The sequence below is a fragment of the Novosphingobium organovorum genome (assembly GCF_022832435.1).
GTDB classification, from domain to species: domain Bacteria; phylum Pseudomonadota; class Alphaproteobacteria; order Sphingomonadales; family Sphingomonadaceae; genus Novosphingobium; species Novosphingobium organovorum.
This window is the reverse complement of sequence record NZ_JALHLF010000070.1, coordinates 1-19,590: the sequence shown is the minus strand read 5'-3', so window position 1 is coordinate 19,590 and position 19,590 is coordinate 1. Positions and strand designations below refer to the sequence as shown.

General features: G+C 68.1%; 15 protein-coding genes and 1 pseudogene. 14 read left to right on the top strand and 2 right to left on the bottom strand.

All coding sequences use genetic code 11. The features are described from left to right. The 12 genes and pseudogenes from MTR62_RS15000 to MTR62_RS14945 form a co-directional block, all read left to right on the top strand. Nucleotides 1–727: TolC family protein (locus tag MTR62_RS15000; RefSeq protein ID WP_244022369.1), on the top strand; the 727-nt coding region annotated here is incomplete at its 5' end. 4 nt (nucleotides 728–731) lie between these two features. After that, nucleotides 732–1,946 carry an efflux RND transporter periplasmic adaptor subunit gene (locus MTR62_RS14995; RefSeq protein ID WP_244022367.1) on the top strand — a complete coding sequence of 405 codons (1,215 nt, stop codon included), beginning with the start codon at nucleotides 732–734 and terminating at the stop codon, nucleotides 1,944–1,946. A gap of 4 nt (nucleotides 1,947–1,950) precedes the next feature. Then, a pseudogene (locus tag MTR62_RS14990) lies at nucleotides 1,951–3,181 on the top strand (efflux RND transporter permease subunit); the annotation flags it as partial. An 18-nt stretch (nucleotides 3,182–3,199) separates the two neighbouring features. Then, a complete protein-coding gene (locus MTR62_RS14985; protein WP_407672691.1) occupies nucleotides 3,200–5,275 on the top strand; it encodes an efflux RND transporter permease subunit in 2,076 nt (691 codons plus the stop codon). A gap of 573 nt (nucleotides 5,276–5,848) precedes the next feature. After that, nucleotides 5,849–6,871: a phosphate ABC transporter substrate-binding protein PstS gene (gene pstS / locus MTR62_RS14980; protein ID WP_244022365.1), complete on the top strand. Its 1,023-nt coding sequence runs from the start codon at nucleotides 5,849–5,851 to the stop codon at nucleotides 6,869–6,871. A gap of 220 nt (nucleotides 6,872–7,091) precedes the next feature. After that, nucleotides 7,092–8,105, top strand: coding sequence for a phosphate ABC transporter substrate-binding protein PstS (pstS, locus tag MTR62_RS14975; RefSeq protein WP_244022362.1), 1,014 nt, complete (start codon nucleotides 7,092–7,094; stop codon nucleotides 8,103–8,105). Further along, complete coding sequence (pstC, locus tag MTR62_RS14970) at nucleotides 8,102–9,154, top strand: phosphate ABC transporter permease subunit PstC (protein WP_244022360.1); 1,053 nt, start codon at nucleotides 8,102–8,104, stop codon at nucleotides 9,152–9,154. The genes pstS (MTR62_RS14975) and pstC overlap by 4 nt, the downstream gene beginning before the upstream one ends. Nucleotides 9,155–9,156: 2 nt before the next feature. Then, entirely contained in the window at nucleotides 9,157–9,996 is an 840-nt protein-coding gene (pstA, locus tag MTR62_RS14965) for a phosphate ABC transporter permease PstA (protein WP_244022359.1), read from the top strand. Continuing rightward, on the top strand, nucleotides 9,993–10,799 hold the full coding sequence (pstB, locus tag MTR62_RS14960) for a phosphate ABC transporter ATP-binding protein PstB (RefSeq protein WP_244022357.1): 807 nt from the start codon (nucleotides 9,993–9,995) through the stop codon (nucleotides 10,797–10,799). The genes pstA and pstB overlap by 4 nt, the downstream gene beginning before the upstream one ends. Before the next feature lie 48 nt (nucleotides 10,800–10,847). Next, entirely contained in the window at nucleotides 10,848–11,558 is a 711-nt protein-coding gene (gene phoU, locus MTR62_RS14955; RefSeq protein ID WP_244022355.1) for a phosphate signaling complex protein PhoU, read from the top strand. Nucleotides 11,559–11,798: 240 nt separating this feature from the next. Next, a complete protein-coding gene (locus MTR62_RS14950; protein ID WP_244022353.1) occupies nucleotides 11,799–13,088 on the top strand; it encodes a hypothetical protein in 1,290 nt (429 codons plus the stop codon). Between the two features lie 448 nt (nucleotides 13,089–13,536). Further along, complete coding sequence (locus MTR62_RS14945; RefSeq protein WP_244022351.1) at nucleotides 13,537–14,214, top strand: response regulator transcription factor; 678 nt, start codon at nucleotides 13,537–13,539, stop codon at nucleotides 14,212–14,214. 13 nt (nucleotides 14,215–14,227) lie between these two features. Here the strand turns inward: MTR62_RS14945 and MTR62_RS14940 are convergent, their stop codons facing one another. Both MTR62_RS14940 and MTR62_RS14935 read right to left on the bottom strand, forming a co-directional pair. Next, nucleotides 14,228–15,445: an MFS transporter gene (locus MTR62_RS14940; protein WP_244022348.1), complete on the bottom strand. Its 1,218-nt coding sequence runs from the start codon at nucleotides 15,443–15,445 to the stop codon at nucleotides 14,228–14,230. A gap of 2 nt (nucleotides 15,446–15,447) precedes the next feature. Continuing rightward, the gene (locus MTR62_RS14935; RefSeq protein ID WP_244022345.1) at nucleotides 15,448–17,703 is read right to left on the bottom strand and encodes a TonB-dependent receptor; all 2,256 of its coding nucleotides are present in this window, start codon (nucleotides 17,701–17,703) and stop codon (nucleotides 15,448–15,450) included. A gap of 179 nt (nucleotides 17,704–17,882) precedes the next feature. Here MTR62_RS14935 and MTR62_RS14930 point away from each other — a divergent pair, with 179 nt between their 5' ends. Both MTR62_RS14930 and MTR62_RS14925 read left to right on the top strand, forming a co-directional pair. Beyond that, nucleotides 17,883–19,166 carry an aminotransferase class III-fold pyridoxal phosphate-dependent enzyme gene (locus MTR62_RS14930; RefSeq protein ID WP_244022343.1) on the top strand — a complete coding sequence of 428 codons (1,284 nt, stop codon included), beginning with the start codon at nucleotides 17,883–17,885 and terminating at the stop codon, nucleotides 19,164–19,166. Nucleotides 19,167–19,185: 19 nt separating this feature from the next. Then, on the top strand, nucleotides 19,186–19,590 hold a 405-nt coding region (locus MTR62_RS14925; protein WP_244022341.1), incomplete at its 3' end, for a carbohydrate kinase family protein.

Below are 19,590 nucleotides of genomic sequence, written 5' to 3'. Positions count from 1 at the left end.
CGCCGAGGCGGGGGTCGTGCGCAGCGCCCGGCTGGCCGGGGCGGCGCGCGCCAATCTGGCGCGGCGCACCGGGCTGTCGCCCCTGGCTACGCTCGACGGGGACTGGCTCGAGCGGGTGCCGCCTTCCGTAATGGGTCCCGTGATGGGATCAGCCGAGGATGCGGTGGCGCCGGACGGGGCGCTGGGCGAAGGCACGCTGGCGCTCGCTGCGGCGCAGGCGGATCTGGCTCTGGCCGATGCCGGGGTGGCGCTGGCCCGTTCGCAGCGGGTGCCCGACGTGACCGTGGGGCCGGGTCTGCGCCGCCTGTCGCAGACCGGCGATACCGCGTTCGTGGTCAGCCTGTCGTTGCCGATCCCGCTCTTCAACGCGGGGCAGGCCGCGCTTGCACAGGCCGGGGCCGAGCGGACCCGCGCACAGGCGCAGACCCGCATGGTTGCGCTCGACGTCGCGCAGGCGATCACCGACGCGCGCGCCGAAGCGGACAACGCAGCGGTCAGCGCACGGGCGAGCCAGGGCCCGGTCCTCGCCGCCGCCGAGGAAGCCGCGCGGATTGCCCGCATCGGCTACCGCGAAGGCAAGTTCGGCCAGCTCGACCTGCTCGATGCCGAACGCACGCTCGCGCAGACGCGGCTCGCCGCGATCGACGCGCTTGCCACCTATCAGACCGCGCGCGCGCTGCTGGAGCGCCTGACGGCCCCCGCGCCCGCGCCGCAACAGGACGATTGACCCGATGACTTCGCACAAACTTACCCGCGAGGGCGCTGTGCCGACGCGCACTTGCAAGCCTGCGCTGGTGCTTGCCTTGACCCTTTGTGTTCCGCTTTCGCTCGCCGCGTGCGGTGACGGCGCGGACGACGACGCGGTGTCGGGGCAGGGCGCTCAAACCGCTGCGGCCGATGCGCCGGAGGATCGCTCCACGATTACGCTTGGCGCCGCGCAGATCGCTGCGGCGGGTATCGCCATCGCCCGTCCCGTCGTCGGCGGGGCCGGAACGATCGAGCTGCCCGCGCTGATCGAGGCCGATCCCGAGGCGATGCAGGTCGTCTCGGCGGCGATTGGCGGGCGTGTCGTCGCGCTCACCCGCAATCTGGGCCAGGCGGTCGGCAAGGGGCAGACCCTCGCGGTGATCGAAAGCCGCGAGGCGGCCATGCTCAACGCCGAGGTCGATGCGGCCCAGGCACGCCTGGCGCTGGCGAACGCCAATCTGGCGCGGGAGCAGAACCTGTTCGCACAGCGTGTCTCGCCCGAGCAGGATCTCCTCGCCGCGCGCACCGCCGCGCGCGAGGCGCAGATCGCGCTGCGCCTTGCGCGCCAGCAGGTTTCGGCCGCGGGTGGGCAAGGGGGCGCGCTCAACCGGATCGCGATCGCCGCGCCGATCGGCGGGCAGGTGATCGCGCGCAGCGTGACGCTGGGCGAGACGGTGGCCGCCGATGCCGAGCTGTTTCGGGTGGCCGATCTGTCGCGCGTGTCGCTGACCTTCAGCCTGCTGCCGCAGGATGCCGGGCGGGTGCGCGCGGGGGGCGCGGTCGAGGTCAAGGCGGCCGGGCGCGCGGCCCGCGCCAGAATTGCCTACGTTGCGCCCGCGCTCGATCCGGCGACGCGCCAGGTGCCGGTCATCGCCACGCTCGACAATCGGTCGGGCCAATGGCGCGTGGGCGAACCGGTCGAGGCCTGGGTGACGCTGGCCGGGAGCGGGGGGAGCAGCGCCATTCGCGTACCCTCGACCGCGATCCAGACCGTCTCGGGAAAGCCCACCGTGTTCGTGCGCACCGCCTCGGGCTTTCGGGCGACGCCGGTGACGCTCGGCGCGCGGGCCGGGGCGGACGTGATCGTGCGCGAGGGCCTGTCCGGCGCCGAGCGCATCGCCACCACCAACAGCTTCACGCTCAAGGCCGAACTGGGCAAAGGTGATGTGGGTGAGGGCGACGTGGGCGAGGAGGATTGAGCCGATGATTGCCCCCATCGTCACGTGGGCGGTGCACAAGCGCTGGTTCGTGCTCCTGCTCGTCTCCATCGCCGCCGCGATCGGTGCGGCCGCGCTGGCGCGGTTGCCGATCGACGCGGTGCCCGACATCACCAACAACCAGGTCCAGATCACTATCCGCGCGCCCGCGCTGGCGCCCGAACTGGTCGAGAAGCAGGTTGCCTTCCCGATCGAGACCGCGCTGGCGGGGATTCCCGGCCTCGAATACTCGCGCTCGCTCAGCCGCAACGGCTTCGCGCAGGTCACCGCCGTCTTTTCCGAGGCGACCGACATCTACTTCGCGCGCCAGCAAGTCGGCGAGCGTCTGGCCGGGGTGCAGGAAAGCCTGCCGCCCGGCGTCAGTCCCGAAATGGGGCCGATCGCCACCGGGCTAGGCGAAGTGTTCATGTGGACCGTGCGGCTCGACCACCGCGAGGACGATAGCCACCTGCCCGGCGAGCCGGGGATGCAGCCCGACGGCAGCTATATCACGCCTGAGGGCGAGCGGCTGACCGACGATACCCAGAAGGCGACGTACCTGCGCACGGCGCAGGACTGGATCGTGGCGCCGCTGCTCAAGAACACGCCGGGGCTGGCCGGTGTCGATGCGATCGGGGGCTATGCGCGGCAGATCCTCGTCGTGCCCGATGTTCCGCAGCTGGCCTCGCTCGGGCTGACGCTGGGCGAACTGGGCCGCGCGCTGGAGGACAACAACGTCAGCGTGGGCGGCGGCATCGTCGAGCGCGGCGGCGAGGGGCTGGCGGTGCGCGCCGATGCGCTGGTGCGCAACGCCGCCGAACTGGGCCGGATCGTGATCGCCACGCGGGGCGGCGTACCGATCACCCTCGATCAGGTGGCGCGGGTGCAGACGGGGCAGGCGATCCGCATGGGCTCGGCCTCGGAAAACGGCAGCGAAGTGGTGGTGGGCACCGCGATCATGCGGATCGGGGAGAACAGCCGCACGGTGGCCACCGCGGTCGCCGACCGGCTGCGCGCGATCAACGCCTCGCTTCCGCCCGATGTCGTGGTGCAGCCGGTGCTCGACCGCACCACGCTGGTCAACGCCACGATCGCCACCGTCGCGCGCAACCTGGGCGAAGGGGCGGTGCTGGTCATCGTCGTCCTGTTCGCGCTGCTCGGCAACGCGCGCGCGGCACTGATCGCGGCGCTGGTCATCCCGGTCACCATGATGCTGACCGGACTGGGCATGGTGAAGGCGGGCGTCTCGGCNCGCGCTGCTCGGCAACGCGCGCGCGGCACTGATCGCGGCGCTGGTCATCCCGGTCACCATGATGCTGACCGGACTGGGCATGGTGAAGGCGGGCGTCTCGGCCAACCTGATGAGCCTTGGCGCGCTCGACTTCGGGCTCATCGTCGATGGCGCGGTGATCATCGTCGAGAACGCGCTGCGGCGCATGGCCGGGCGCCAGCGTGCGGCAGGGCGGCCGCTTACCCGCGAGGAGCGTCTCGATACCGTCGCGACGGCCGCGCGCGAGATGATCCGCCCGTCGGTCTATGGCCAGGCGATCATCATGCTGGTCTATGTCCCGCTGCTCACGCTGAGCGGGGTGGAGGGCAAGACTTTCGTGCCGATGGCGCTGACGGTCATCATCGCGCTGGGCTGCGCCTTCGTGCTTTCGCTGACCTTCGTGCCCGCGATGATCGCGCTGTGGCTGTCAAAGCGGATCGAGGAGAAGGACGGGCGGATCATGGCCTGGCTCAAGGCGCGCTACGAACCCGGTCTCGACCGGGCGATGCGGCGGCCCGCGCTCACCTTCGGGGTGGGGCTGGGCGCCTTCGTCGCGGCGGTCCTCGCCTTCCTTTCGCTCGGCCAGGTGTTCCTGCCGCAGCTCGACGAAGGCGATCTGCTGATCCAGGCGCTGCGCATCCCGGCGACTTCGGTCCGCCAGAGCCAGGCGATGCAGCGGCCGATCGAGCGGATGATGGCGCGCCAGCCCGAAGTGAAGTTCGTCTTTTCCAAGACCGGCACCGCCGAACTGGCTTCCGACCCGATGCCGCCCAACGCCACTGACATGTTCGTGATCCTCAAGGACCGGGCAGACTGGCCCGATCCCGCGCTGCCCAAGGCGGCGCTGGTGGCCCGGCTGGAAGGTGAGCTGGCGCGCTTTCCCGGCAACGTCTACGAGATCACCCAGCCGATCCAGATGCGTTTCAACGAGCTGATCGCCGGGGTGCGCGGGGACATTGCGGTGAAGGTCTATGGCGATGACTTTACGGCGATGAACGCCACGGCGCAAAGCATCGCCGAGGTGCTTGGGCGCACGAAGGGGGCGGTGGACGTCAAGGTCGAGCAGACCACCGGCCTGCCGATGCTCGACATTCGCGTCAATCGTGAGGCGATGGCGCGCCTGGGCGTCACCGCGCAGGCCGTGCAGGACGTCGTCACCGCCACCATCGGCGGCCGTCAGGCGGGCACGATCTACGAGGGCGATCGCCGTTTCCCGGTGGTCATCCGCCTGGCCGAAGCCGATCGCGGCGATCTGGCAAGGCTTAAACACTTGCCGGTGCCAACGCCTGCGGGGGGCTTCGTGCCTCTGGCCAGCGTCGCCGATATCCGCATCGAGGACGGGCCCAACCAGATCAGCCGCGAGAACGGCAAGCGCCGGGTCGTGGTCCAGGCCAACGTGCGTGGGCGCGACGTTGCGAGCGTCGTCGCCGATGCCGAGGCGGCGATCGCGCGCGAGGTTCGCCTGCCGCCCGGCAGCTACCTGGAATGGGGCGGGCAATTCGAGAACCTGGCTTCGGCGCGCGCGCGGCTGCAACTGGTGATCCCGGCCTGCTTCGTGCTGATCCTGCTGCTGCTGTACGGGGCGCTGGGATCGGTGCGCGATGCCGCGATCGTGTTCACCGGGGTGCCGCTGGCGCTTGTCGGAGGGGTGCTGGCGCTGTTCGCGCGGGGCATGGACTTCTCGGTCTCGGCGGCGGTGGGCTTCATTGCGCTGTCGGGCATTGCGGTGCTCAACGGGCTGGTCATGGTCTCCTCGATCCAGGACCTCATGCGCAGCGGAATGCCGCGCGCGCAGGCGGCCCGTGCGGGGGCCTTGCAGCGCCTGCGCCCGGTGGTGATGACCGCGCTGGTCGCCAGCCTGGGGTTCGTGCCGATGGCGCTGGGCCACGGGGCGGGCGCCGAAGTGCAGAAGCCGGTGGCGACGGTGGTGATTGGTGGCCTGGTCTCGGCCACGCTGCTCACCCTCTTCGTGCTGCCCACGCTTTACGCGCGCTATGGGCGGCGGGGGCCGGGCCCGACCTCGACAACCGGGGCCCTGTCCCGGCTCGACGCGCAGGACTGAGTGTCGGGGATGGGAGGTTCGCCGCGCGCGTCCTCCCATCCCACGGCGAGTCTCCCGGCCGCGAAGACGGTCAAGGAGGGGGCTTCGAGCCGGTCAGGGGGCGGGTTTTTCATGAACATTTCCCAATGTCCCGCTTTTGCCTGTGCCTTGTCGTTCGGTATGAGTGTCGAATACATTTTGCCGATCGCCTGATGGTGTTCTAAAATTTCCTGTTACATATTTTAATTGTAATTATTTTTTACTTTGCTGCGTTGAGGTTATTTCCTGAATATATGTAAAAATGGAAATGTTTGAGATAGTTTTATTCGTAATAACTCAAATATTGCCGATTATATTTTTCTATTTTTAATTCTTTCAGGCGTTTTGTCTGGCGTCATGGCCATGCGCGGCTGGCCATTTCGAACCCGCAAGGGCAGCCTCGGCACGTTCGCGCACGGGGCCTGGGAGGCCCGCCGGCGGGTGTCTTCAAAGTGTCATCTGGCCTTCACATGAGTGTCATCGACCTCGGCCAATTCGGCAGCGCACCACTGACACCACGTAACCGCGACTGACCTCGCTACCTGGAGAATGACCATGACGCGCCTTTCCCGCCGTATCGCCGCGGGGGTCCTTGCCGTGGCCTTTGCCGGCACCGCCGTTGCCGCGACCGCTTCCAACATCACCGGCGCCGGATCGACCTTCGTCTACCCCGTCCTCGCCAAGTGGGCGGCTGACTACAAGGGCATGACCGGCGACCAGATCAACTACCAGTCGATCGGTTCGGGCGGCGGCATCGCCCAGATCAAGGCCGGAACGGTCGACTTCGGCGCCACCGACAAGCCGCTTTCGCCCGAGGAACTGGCGCAGGCCGGTCTCGCCCAGTTTCCCGTCGCCATCGGCGGCGTGGTCCCGGTGGTCAACATCGCGGGGCTCAAGCCCGGCCAGCTGCGCCTGAGCGGCCCGGTCCTCGCCGATATCTACGACGGCCGGATCAAGACCTGGAACGACCCGCAGATCGCCAGGCTCAACCCCGGTCTGCATCTGCCCGCAGCGCAGATCACCGCGGTGCACCGCTCGGACGGTTCGGGCACGACCTTCAACTTCACCCATTACCTTTCCCAGGTGAACGGCGGCTGGAAGGCCAGCGCGGGCGAAGGCACGTCGGTCAACTGGCCGGGCGGCGTGGGCGGCAAGGGCAACGAAGGCGTCGCCACCTACGTCAAGCAGATCCCCAACGCGATCGGCTACGTCGAATACGCCTATGTCCTGCAGAACCACATGACCTACGCGCTGATGCGTAACGCGGCCGGGCAGTTCGTCGCGCCCAACACGGCCTCGTTCCAGGCCGCGGCGGCGACCGCCGACTGGGCGCATTCCAAGGACTTCTACCTGGTCATGACCAACGCGCCGGGTCCCAAGGCCTACCCGATCACCGCGTCGACGTTCGTGCTCATGTACAAGCATCCCCGGAACGCCAAGACCTCGCTGGCCGCGCGCAAGTTCTTCCGCTGGGCGCTCGAGAAGGGCCAGAAGCAGGCGCTGAGCCTCGATTACGTGCCGCTGCCCGGCGCGCTGGTCAAGCACATCGAAGCCTATAGCGCGGCCAGCTTCAAGTAATCCGGCGACCCGCGCGGGGACGGGGGCGCTCCCTGTCTCCGCTCGGGCCGGACATGCCCCGGTCCCGCCACTGCGGGCCGATACCGGGCCAGACCCGAGCCAAACCCGAGCCGGTGCTGCGCCGCGCCCTCGGACCGCGGTTGTGCCTGGCTCCGTTTCGAAGATGCGCACGGCGCGGGTGCCCGGACGTTTGCGCCGCCGCCATCAAGGAGTTCCTGACGTGAAGAAGATCCTGTCCCCCGCGCTCATCGGCGCCTGTCTGCTCGCTGGCTGCCAGGGCAAGCCCGAATCGGATGTCACCGGTGCGGGCTCGACGTTCGTGTACCCGGTCCTGTCGGCCTGGTCGGCGCACTACCCCGAGGCGGGCAAGGTCAAGATCAACTACCAGTCGATCGGCTCGGGCGGCGGGATTGCCCAGATCAAGGCGGGGACGGTCGATTTCGGCGCCACCGACAAGCCGCTCGCGCCCAAGGAGCTGGCCGATGCCGGACTGGTGCAGTTTCCCGTGATCGTCGGCGGGGTCGTGCCCGTGGTCCACATCGCAGGGATCGCCAAGGGCCAGCTCAAGCTGACCGGCGAAGTGCTGGCCGACATCTACGCGGGCACGATCACCAAATGGAACGCGCCGGCGATCACCGCGCTCAATCCGGGGCTCAAGCTGCCCGATGCGACGATCACCGCCGTCCACCGTTCGGACGGGTCGGGGACGACCTTCAACTTCACCCACTATCTCAGCCAGGCCAGCGCGGGCTGGAAGGCATCGGCGGGCGAAGGCACATCGGTTTCGTGGCAGGGCGGCGTGGGCGGCAAGGGCAACGAGGGCGTGGCGGCCTATGTCGATCAGATCCCCAATTCGATCGGCTATGTCGAATACGCCTATGTCCTGCAGAACGGCATGGCCTGGGCCTATGTCCGCAACGCGGCGGGCGCCTATGTCGCGCCCAGCGCCGAGAGTTTCCAGGCCGCCGCGGCCAGCGCCGACTGGGCCGGGGCCAAGGATTTCGATCTGGTCATGACCAACGCGCCGGGGGCCAAGGCCTACCCGATCACCGCCTCGACCTTCGTGCTGATGTACAAGCAGCCCAGGGACAAGGCGCATAGCGACGCGGCGCTAAAGTTCTTCCGCTGGTCGCTCGAAAAGGGCCAGGCCGAGGCGGGCAAGCTCGACTACGTGCCGCTGCCTGCGCCGGTCGTGACGCAGATCGAGACCTACTGGCGCGAGAACATCAAGTGACCGAGGCGCCGCGCCACGCCGCACCGGGCCTTGCGGCCCGAGCGCTGCCGGGGGAGGCCGGGATTGTCCTGCCCGCCGCCCCGCACGGTTTTTCCGCCCCTGTCGCTGCGCCATCGCCGCGCAGCGCGCTGCCCGAGCGGCTCTATCGCGCGCTGACCGCCGGGGCCGCCTGGCTGGTGCTGCTGACCCTGATCGCGGTCACCGTTTCGATGGCGGTCGGCGGGCGGCTGGCGTTCCAGACCTTCGGGCTGGGTTTCATCACCAGCGCCGACTGGGACGTCGTCAACGGCCAGTTCGGCGCTTTCGTGCCGATCTGCGGGACGCTCGTCACCTCGGCCATTGCGCTCATCATCGCGGTGCCCGTCAGCCTCGGCATCGCGCTGTTCCTGACCGACATCGCGCCGGTCTGGTCGCGCCAGCCGATCGCCGTCGCGATCGAACTGCTCGCCGCCGTGCCCAGCATCATCTACGGCATGTGGGGCCTGTTCCTGTTCGCCCCGTTCATGGCCACCCATGTCGAGCCGTGGGTCAACGACACGCTCGGCGCGCTGCCGCTGGTGGGGCCGCTGTTCGCCGGGCCGCCGATCGGCATCGGCATGCTGACCGCCGGCATCGTGCTGGGCATCATGGTGGTGCCCTTCATCGCCTCGGTCGCGCGCGACGTGCTGGGCGCGGTTCCCGCTGCGCTGCGCGAATCCGCCGTCGCGCTGGGCGCCACGCGCTGGGAAATCCTGCGTCACGTCAGCCTGCCCTACACCCGTTCGGCGATCGTGGGCGCGATCTTCCTCGGGCTTGGCCGCGCGCTGGGCGAGACGATGGCGGTGACTTTCGTGCTGGGCAACGCGCACGACCTTTCGGTCTCGCTCCTGATGCCCAGCAACTCGATCGCGGCGGCCATCGCCAACGAGTTCACCGAAGCCGATACCGATCTCTACCGCTCCTCGCTGATCGCGCTGGCCTTCCTGCTCTTCATCGTCACTTTCATCGTCCTCTCGCTCGCCAAGCTGATGCTGGCGCGGATGGACCGCAGCCTGGGGCGGACGCACTGACCATGAACTGGGTATTCTTCCGCCGCCGCCTCGCCGATCGCATCGCGCTCGTCTGCGCGGCGCTCGCCACCGCCTTTGGCCTGTTCTTCCTCGCCTGGATCCTGTGGACCACGTTCGCCAACGGTGCGGCGGCGATCAACGCCCGGCTGTTCACGCAGATGACCCCGCCGCCGGGCGCCGACGGGGGGCTGCTCAACGCCTTCTACGGCAGCGTGGTGATGATCGCGCTGGCGATCGCGATCGGCACGCCGATCGGGCTTGGCGCGGGCACCTATCTCGCCGAACAGGGCCGCCACACCCGGCTGGCCGCGGCGGTGCGCTTCGTCAACGACATCCTGCTCAGCGCGCCTTCGATCGTGCTCGGCCTGTTCGTCTACGAGCTGGTGGTGGTGCCGTCGGGGCATTTCTCAGGCTATGCGGGCAGCCTGGCGCTGGCGCTGATCCTCGTCCCTGTCGTCGTGCGCACCAGCGACGAGGCGCTGCGCCTGGTCCCCGACCGCATGCGCGAGGCGGCTTTCGCGCTGGGCCTGCCACGCTGGAAGGTCAGCCTCCAGGTGCTGTACAAGGCCGCGCGCAGCGGCGTCCTCACCGGCGTGCTGCTGGGCGTGGCGCGGATCAGCGGCGAGACCGCGCCCTTGCTGTTCACCGCGCTCAACAACCAGTTCTGGAGCGCGGACATGAACGCCCCGCTCGCCAACGTGCCGGTGGTCATCTTCCAATACGCGATGAGCCCCTACGACCAGTGGCACGCGCTGGCCTGGGCAGGCGCCCTCATTCTCACGGCATTCGTGCTGGCCCTAAGCCTTCTCGTCAGGCTGGTCGCACGGGGGAGACATTCATGATTACCACCCAGAACCGGCCGCTCGATACCGGGCACCTCGAGCCCGAAGCTCCGATCAAGATCGACGTGAAGGGCCTCGATTTCTTCTATGGCCGCGATCAGGCGCTCCACGGCGTGAACCTGGCCATCCCCGCGCTTGCGGTGACCGCGATCATCGGCCCTTCGGGCTGCGGCAAATCGACCCTGCTGCGCACGCTCAACCGCATCTACGCGCTCTATCCCGAACAGCGCGCGGCGGGCGAGATCGCCATCGACGGGGCGAACATCCTGGCGCGCGGGACCGATCTGGCCGACTTGCGCCGCCGCGTGGGCATGGTGTTCCAGAAGCCGACCCCGTTCGCTTCGTCGATCCGCGCCAACATCGGCTTTGCGCTTTCGTTCTACGAAAAGCTCTCGCGGTCCGAACTGGCTGACCGGATCGAGGACGCGCTGCGCCAGGCGGCGCTGTGGGACGAGGTGAAGGACAAGCTCGACCAGAGCGCGCTGTCGCTTTCGGGCGGGCAGCAGCAGCGTCTGTGCATCGCGCGCACGATCGCGGTGCGGCCCGAGATCGTGCTGTTCGACGAGCCGACTTCGGCGCTCGACCCGATCTCGACCGCGCGGATCGAGGAACTGCTGCAGGAATTGCGCGGGCGCTACACGATCGTGATCGTCACCCACAACATGCAGCAGGCCGCGCGCGTGTCGGACAAGACCGCGTTCTTCCACCTGGGCGAACTGGTCGAGTTCGACCAGACCTCGCGCATCTTCACCAGCCCGGCGGTGGCGCGCACGCAGGACTACATCACCGGCCGCTACGGCTAGAGCGGCCGATCCGATCGACCGGACAACGCGCCAAGGGAAGGCAATCGCATGACTTCGACCCCCCACACCCTCAAGGCTTTCGACGAGGAACAGAACGCCCTGCGCGCGCTGATCCGCCGCATGGGCGAACACGCCCAGCGCGCGCTCGACGATGCGCTGCGCTGCCTGCTCGAGCACGACGCCGAGGGCGCGGCGCGGATCGTCGCGCGCGATCATCAGCTCGACGACATGGAGGCCCAAGCCGAAACGCACGTGGTCCAGATCATCGCGCGCCGTGCGCCGATGGCCGATGACTTGCGCGACCTGATCGCCGCGCACAAGATCGCGGGCACGGTCGAGCGGATCGGCGACTATGCCAAGAACATCGCCAAGCGCGTGCCGATGCTCGAGCCGGTCGGCGAGGCGGCGTCGCCCAGCCCGTTGCCGGTCAGCCTGCTGCCCGAGATGGGGCGGGTGGCTGGAGCGCAGGTCCACGACGCGCTCGAGGCGTTCATCACCCGCGATGCGACGCTGGCGGCCCAGGTCTGCGCCAGCGACCGGGTGGTCGATGACTACTACACCGCGATGCTGCGCTCGCTGCTGACCTGCATGATGGAGGCGCCGCAGAACATCGCTCCGGCCACGCACCTGCTGTTCGTGGCGCGCAACATCGAACGGATCGGCGATCACGCCACCAACCTTGCCGAAATGGTCTATTTCGCGGCGACCGGCCAGCGTCTGGGCGAGCGTGTGCGCGGCGAGGATGGCGTGCGCCTCTGACCGCGCGCACGACCTGTTCTTCCGGGATAGCAAATGGGGAGGAAAAACGAAGAGAGGCGTGTTCGTCCCACCAAGGCCACAAGCCCGCGATCCGGGCGGGCGGGCCGGTGAGGATGGACGCAAGACGGCGATGACACCGACATTTCACGTTCACGCAGCCACCACGAGGCGAGCCTGACCCTCGCCTTCACGAGCTTCGACTGACCCGCAGCTCGACCGGACGATTAGGGGAATACGACAATGAAGACCGCTCTCATGCTGGGCGGGCTGCTGGGCACGCTTGCGCTCGGCAGCACACCTGTTCTCGCGCAGGATTCCAGCACCGACACCACCACCACTACCGCCAAGATCGAAGCGCTCGAACAGCAGATCGCGCAGCTCAAGCAAAGCGTCGATGCGCTCAAGGCCGCATCGGCTGCGGCATCCACTCCGGCCGTCTCGTCGGACACGGTGACCACCACCGCGACGGCCAGCCCTGCCGCTGCCGCCCCGGTGGCCAGCGCGCCCGCTTCCTCGGGCGACAGCGCGCTGCCCGCCTGGCTTGCCGACACCACGATCAGCGGCAAGGGCTACCTCAACCTCAGCACCATCCACCAGCTCTCGGACGGTGCCAAGACCGCGACCAATGGCACCCAGGCCGAACTCAAGCGTTTCTACATTTCGGTCGATCACCGCTTCAGCGACATCTTTTCGGCCGACCTCACCACCGACGTGCGCTACGGCTCGAACGGGCTGACCAACGATGACAGCGTCTACGTCAAGAAGGCCTACCTCCAGGCCAAGTTCGCACCGGAACTGTGGGTGCGGCTGGGTGCGGCGGACCTGCCCTGGGTGCCCTTTGTCGAGGGGATCTACAACTACCGCTTCGTCGAAAACACGCTGATCGACCGCACCAAGTACGGCACGTCGGCGGACTGGGGCGTCCATGTCGGCGGTACGCTTGGTCACGGGCTGGTCGGTTATCAGGTCTCGGCGGTGAGCGGGGAGGGCTACAAGACGCTCGAGCGCAAGACCGATACGGTCGATCTGGAAGGCCGTCTCGACGTGCATCCGGTCAAGGGGCTGACGCTGGCCGTGGGCGGCTACGAGGGCAAGCTGGGCAAGAGCAACGCGACGCTTGCCGAGAGCGCCACGCCCTACCGCGCCAAGCGTTTCGACGCGCTCGCCGCCTATGTCCAGGGGCCGCTGCGCGTGGGGGTCGAATATTTCTCGGCCTGGGACTGGGCGGTGACGGCCAAGGACCAGACCACCGGCTGGTCGGCGTTCGGTTCCTATGCGCTGAACCGGAAGATCGCGCTCTTCGGGCGCTACGACTGGGTCGACCCGACGAAGGATTCGGTGCCGCAGGCCAAGGAGAACTATTACGACTTCGGTGTCGATTACACCGGGGTCAAGAACATCGACATCGCGCTCGTCTACAAGCGCGACGAGGCCGACAATATTTCCATGTCCACCTCGAACGGCACCATCGGGGGAACCGACGAAGGCACTTACGACGAACTGGGCGTGTGGACACAGTTCAAGTTCTGAACCAGCCAATGACGCCGCTGCGTGCGTCGTCCCTTGGTGGGCGGCGCACGTTTGCGCTGGCGGCGCGCGAAGACGCTCGCTGCCCCAGGGGCACGCCTTCCCGCCAAGCACCGGGCTGACCCCCCGGTGTCTGACCATGGCGGATGCCTGGGCATCGCGCCGCCAACACGTTCATGAAGCGAGGCCACGCCTGCCGGCGTGGCCCATATCGTGCACCACTTCACGCAACGCCGACCGAACCCGCCCCCTGACGAGAGGTGGGTACCGCCGCCGCGTTCGGTCCTAGGAAGCGGCAATTGCACAAATGTGACAATCTTAGCGGATTTCTTGCAAAGGATGCGAAGGGGCCGCAGCGCGGCGGGGCAGCCCGCAATCGGACTTCGTTCAGACACGGTAAGTCTTGGCGGGTGCAAAGAGCCGCGCAACCGCAACCTGGATCGCCCCGCCGATGCTCAAGCTTGGTCAAATCGTACTCACCTCCGGAAACAAGGATCACATCGATCACATCACCGATTCGTTCCTGAATCTGGGGGTTTCGGTGGTCGATCCGGTGGGGCTCCTCGATCTTCAGCTCGACGATTCGACCTGGATCTTCATCGACTGGCTGCTGCCCACGATGGCCGGGGTGCTGCTGCTCAACCTGCTGCGCCAGACGATGCTTGGCCGGCGGGCGAAAGTGACGATGGTCTTGCCCAATCATGACGAGACGCTGCGCGCTCGCGCGCTTGAGGCCGGTGCGGACGACTACATCCTCGGCCCGCTCAGCCCCGAGGCGCTGGCCGAGCGGATCCGGGTTTATCAGGGGGCGGTCCGCCAGCCCGAGACGGCGGTGCTCACGATCGGCAAGATGGATGTCGATACCAACGCCTATCTGGCGCGCTACGAGGGGCGAGCGCTCACGCTCAAGACGCTCGAATTCCGGCTGCTCGCGCACTTCTTTCGCAACCCCGACCGGATCTTCACCCGCGCCAGCCTGATCGGCGTGCTGGGCAAGGGCGGCGAAGTCCACGCCGAGCGCACGGTCGACACCTGGATGAGCCGCCTGCGCCGCAGTCTCCAGCGTCAGGGCGTCCCTCTCGTGCCGCGCACCGTGCGTTCGGCGGGGTACATTCTCGACACCCGGTAAAAGCGGGTGGAGCTCAGGCTCCTACCTGGGTTCGACGGGCGCGCGGGGACAGGACGAACACGGCGAGCAGGGCGACCAGCAGCAGCGTGAGCGCAAGGAACCCTGCGGTCATCGCGGCGCTGGCGCGCACATGGGCATCGCTCACCAGCAATGAGGCGGCGAACGGTCCCGCCCCGCAGCCCAGCAGCGACGCGCCCGAGCCGAGCGAGGCGGCCTGGCGTGTGGGATCGGCGGCAATCGTGAGCGGGGTGAGCAGCGGGGCTGCGAACATCCACAGGAAGCCGAACAGGATCGCGGCGCCCATCAGCAGCGTGGTCGACGGCGCGGCAAGCGCGAAGATGCCGAGCACGCCGATCATGACCACGAGCGAGACCGCCAGCGCGCGCACGAAGGACAGGCGCGGCGCGATCGCGGTGGCCAGCACGCCGCCGACGACCTGCCCGGCCAGCGCGGCTGAAGTCGCCACCACCACCAGTCCCGTCGCCATCCCGGCCTCGCGCAGCAGCGGCGAGAAGTAGACCCACAACCCGAGCGTGGCGGCGTTGTAGCAGAACTGCGCGGCGAGCGCGGCGATTCCCGCCAGCGCGGGGACGCTGGAGGCGGCGGAGGCGTCGGCTGTCCCGGACGCGTGCGCGTGGGGCGTCCCCAGCGGCGCAAACGCGGCGGGCGCGAGCGGCGTTACCGCGGCGACCGCGAGGCTGAGCACCACGAGGATCGCGACGCCGGGCACGACGTCGGTGGCGCTTCGCGCCAGCACCCCGGCGGCGGTCACCACCGCGAGCTGCGCGACGGTCTGGATGGTGAGGTAGAAGGCGGCCCAGCGCTCGGGGCGCTCCATGCGCACGATGAGCGCGGTGACCATCCAGATCAGCACCCCGCAGGGCAGCCCGACCAGCGCGCAGGCGCCGACCAGGCCATACCCGGAGAGCTGGGTGATGAGCCCGTTGCACAAGGCCGTAAAGAGCCCGCAGCCGGCCATCAGCGGGCGCACGCCCCAGCGCCGTTCGAGCGGGGCGGCGAAGGCGGCGGCCAGCCCCATCGCCACCAGTTCGACCGTGCCCGCCTGACCCAGCTGCTCCGCGTCGAGCCGCCCGCCCGCCTGCAACGCGCCCAGGATGAACGGGCCGACCCCGGCGAACAGGATCGCGACAACGCCCGCGAACAGGATCGCGGTGCAGTGCGCGGGGGTGAACGGCCCGTCCGGCGCGCGGCGGCGCAACGCGCGCGCCACGCTCAGAACCGCGCCTTGGCGTAAAGGCCGTAGGTGCGCGGCGGCCCGACGCTGACCGCATCGAAGCCCAGGCTTTCGACCGGGGTGATGTCGGAAATGTTGGTCTCGTTGAAGAGGTTCTTCACCCACAGCCCCAGTTCGTAGCCGTTGGGACCGAACCGCAGCCCGGTGCGGGCATCGACGAAGGCGCGCGCCTTGTCGGTCAGCCGTTCGCTGTTCGAGGTGTCGAAATAGACTTTCGAGCGGTAGGTGACGTTGCCCGAGGCGAGCAGCGTGGCGAAGCCCAGGTCATGCTTCCAGTCGGCCCCGCCCTGCAGGCTGAAGCGGGGCGCCGAGGGCAGCCGGTTGCCCGAATAGTCCGCCCCGTCGGAAACAAAGTCGCGATAGGTCGCATCGAGGTAGGACAGGTTGAGTGTGAGGTTGAGGTCGGGCGCGGGCTGCGAGGCGAGTTCAAGCTCGGCACCCTTGACCCGCGCCGCCGAGGCGTTGGTGAACAGCTGGCGGGTGATCAATCCGGTGACTTGCGTGGTGTAGACCTGCAGGTTGCGGTAATCGTAGTAGAATACCGAGGCATTGGCCTGCAGGAGATCGCCCAGCGGGCGGGTCTTGGCACCGATCTCGTAAGCGTTGACGGTCTCGTCCTTGTAGGGTTCGAGCGCGGTGATGTCCGAGGTCTGGCCGGAGAAGAACCCGCCGCTCTTGGTGCCGCGATTGTAGCTGGCGTAGATGTTGAAATCGGGCGTGAAGCGGTACTGCAATCCCACCTTGCCCGAGACCGACGAGAAGTTGTGCGCGGCGTCGTAGACGAAGATCGGGACTTCGCCGAAGTAGGCCTCGCTGGTGTAGTGGAAGCTCTTGTCGTCGCCCGAATAGCGCAGGCCCACCGTCGCGGTCAGCTGGCTGGTGAGATCGTAGTCGACCTGCCCGAACAGCGCATAGCTCTTGGTGCGCTGGGTCAGCGGCCAGTCGAACGTGCCGATGCCGTTGGTGAGATCGACCCCGGTCGGGTTGTCGCTGGTCGGTGACACGTAGTCGGTCAGCACGTCGTAGTAGGAGTTGTTCTCGATGTAGTCGTAGGCGTAATAGGCGCCCGCGACCCAGCGCAGGCGGGTGTGGCCGCGCGATTGCAGGCGCAGTTCCTGGCTGAAGGTGTTCTGGCGCGAGCGGTAGCGCCCGTCGATCACGTTCGTCGGGCTGGCGTCGGTATCCTCGTCGTCGTCGCGCCAGGCGTGCTGGTAGCCGGTGACCGCAACCAGGGAAACCGCGCCAAGGTCGATCGTCAGGTCGTTGGAGATCGTCGCGACGTTGACCTTGTCCTTGCCCTCGAAGCGATAGTCGCCGGCGTAGAGGTTCTTGCTGGTGTTGGCGTAGCCCAGGATGTTGGTGCACTGGCCCGAGGTGTAATAGGCCGGCGTGCAGTAGCCGTCGCTGCCGGTGGCCGCCGTGGTGGTGGGCATGATCGTGCGGTTGTAGGCCCAGATCGATCCCCCGCGTGAACGGCCCATGGTGAACACCAGATGATCGGTCACGGTGCTGCTCGGGGTGAACGCCACCACCGCGCGCCCGGCCCAGCGATTGGTGTTGTTGCCCCGGTTCCCGGTCAGCCGGTTGAGCGTGTAGCCATCGTCGCGCTGGTAGAGCCCGGCGAGGCGCACCGCGAGGATGTCGCGCACGATCGGGACGCTCACCCCGCCCTGCACGTTGACCGAATTGAACCGGCCGTATTCGACGCTGAGGTCGCCTTCGTAGGCGTTGCCGGGCATCCGGCTGGTCACGTTGATTGCCCCGCCCGTGGTGTTGCGCCCGTAGAGCGTGCCTTGCGGGCCGCGCAGCACTTCGACCTGTTGCAGGTCGAAGAAGGCCAGCCGCTGGGCCAGCGGCGAGGCGACATAGATGCCGTCGGTGTAGATGCCGATCGCGCTCGCGGTGGTCGGGTTGAAGTCGTTCACGCCCACGCCGCGGATGAAGATGCGCGGATTGGCGGCGTTGTCGTCGGACTTGATCTGGAGGCCGGGGACCTGGTTGGACAGGTCGTTGAGATCGAGGATGCGCTTGTCCTGGATCGCGCCTGCGGTGAGCGCGGTGATCGCGATCGGCACGTCCTGCAGGCGTTCCTCGCGCTTTTGCGCGGTGACCACGATGTCGTTCGATGTTTCGGTTCCGGCTGGCGACTGGCCGGTCGTGCCGTCCTGCGCCAGGGCCGGGCAAGCGGCGGCCAGTGCGCAGGCGGACAGGCCCATTCCCACGAAAAATCTCATGCTCGAGCTCCCCTCATGAAGCGGTGCGTGGCTCTCCCCGTTGCTCTCGTTTTTTGAAATGGTAGCTCAAAATAGCATAGTTGCAAGACGGTGATTGGACAAAAAGTCCTAATAATATAGGCTTGACGAAGAATGCCGAATCTAGAGATAGTCCGAGCTATCTAAATGGAGTCGAGACTATGACAGCCCAGACCGAAGCCTCGCTGCGCGCCCGCGCGCTCAAGGTCATTCCCAATGGCATGTACGGGCACGAATCGGTTGCTCTCCTGCCCGATGGCTTCCCCCAGTTCTTCTCGCGCGCCGACGGGGCGTGGATCTGGGACAGCGAAGGCAACCGTTACCTGGATTTCATGTGCGCCTATGGCCCCAACCTGCTGGGCTATCACCATCCCGAAGTGGACGCCGCGGCGGCGCGCCAGGCCGCGCTCGGCGATGCGATGACCGGGCCAGCGCCGGTCATGGTCGATCTGGCTGAAACGCTCGTGTCGATGGTCGGCCACGCCGATTGGGCGATGTTCTGCAAGAACGGCACCGACGCCACCAGCATGGCCCTGATGACCGCGCGGGCGCACACCGGGCGGCGCATCGTGCTCGTCGCGGCGGGGGCCTATCACGGGGCCGCGGCCTGGTGCACGCCGGGGCCGATGGGCGTTCTGCCCGAGGATCGCGCCTTCATCCGCCCCTATCTCTACAACGACGTCGCCAGCCTCGAAGCGGCGGTCGCCGAGGCGGGGGACGATCTGGCGGGCATCTTCGCCAGCCCGTTCAAGCACGACGTCTTCGTCGACCAGGAACTGCCCGACCCTGCCTATGCCGAGCGCGCGCGCGCGCTGTGCGACGAGACCGGCGCGCTGCTCATCATCGACGAGGTGCGCGCGGGCTTCCGTCTCGCCAAGGACTGTTCGTGGTCGCTGGTGGGGGTGGCCCCGGACCTCTCCTGCTGGGGCAAGTCGCTGGGCAATGGCCAGCCGCTATCGGCGCTGCTCGGCGCCGAAAAGGCGCGCGGGGCGGCGGGATCGCTTTATGTCACCGGCTCGTTCTGGTTCGCCGCGACACCCATGGCCGCAGCGATCGAGACGCTGCGCATCCTGCGCGAGACGGACTATCTGGCGCATTTCGAGGCGCTCGGCACGCGGCTGCGCGTAGGGCTCGACGCGGCCGCCGCAGCGCATGGCTTCACGCTGCGCCAGAGCGGGCCGGTGCAGATGCCGCTGATCATGTTCGCACAGGACCCCGACGCCCGGCTGGGCTATGCCTTTTCGCAGGAAATGCTCGCGCGCGGGGTCTACATGCACCCCTGGCACAACATGTTTCTGTGCGCGGCTATGACGATGGCGGACATCGAATTCGCGCTGGCCGCGGCGGACGAAGCGTTCGCGGCTCTCGCCCCGCGCCGCGCCAGCGTCCAGCCTTCGCCGCGCCTGCTGGCCTTGCTCGAACAGGCCGCCGCCGGGGGGCATTGAGATGCCTGGGGAGCGGATCGTGCCCGATCGGGAAGAGCCCTGCGGCGGCGCGCCGGGCGCGATCGACCTGCTCGCGCTCGGCCTGACCACGCTCGACATCGCGCTGCATCCCTTTGAACGCGCGCCCGCGCGCGACGAGGGACTGCTGCTCGACACCATCTCTCTCTCGCCAGCGGGCACGGCGGGGGGCACGGCGCTGGTCGCCGCGCGGCTCGGGCTCACGGTCGCGATCGTTTCGGCGGTGGGGGATGACCTGCCGGCCCTCGCGGTGCGCGCCGGGCTCGAGCGTGAGGGGGTCGACACCGCGCTGCTCGAGACGCTTGCGGGGCGGCCGACGTCGGTCACCGTGCTGCCGGTCCACGCCGATGGCCAGCGCGGCACCTTGCACCGGGTAGGGGCGAGCGGCGAGGCGCGGCTGCCCGAA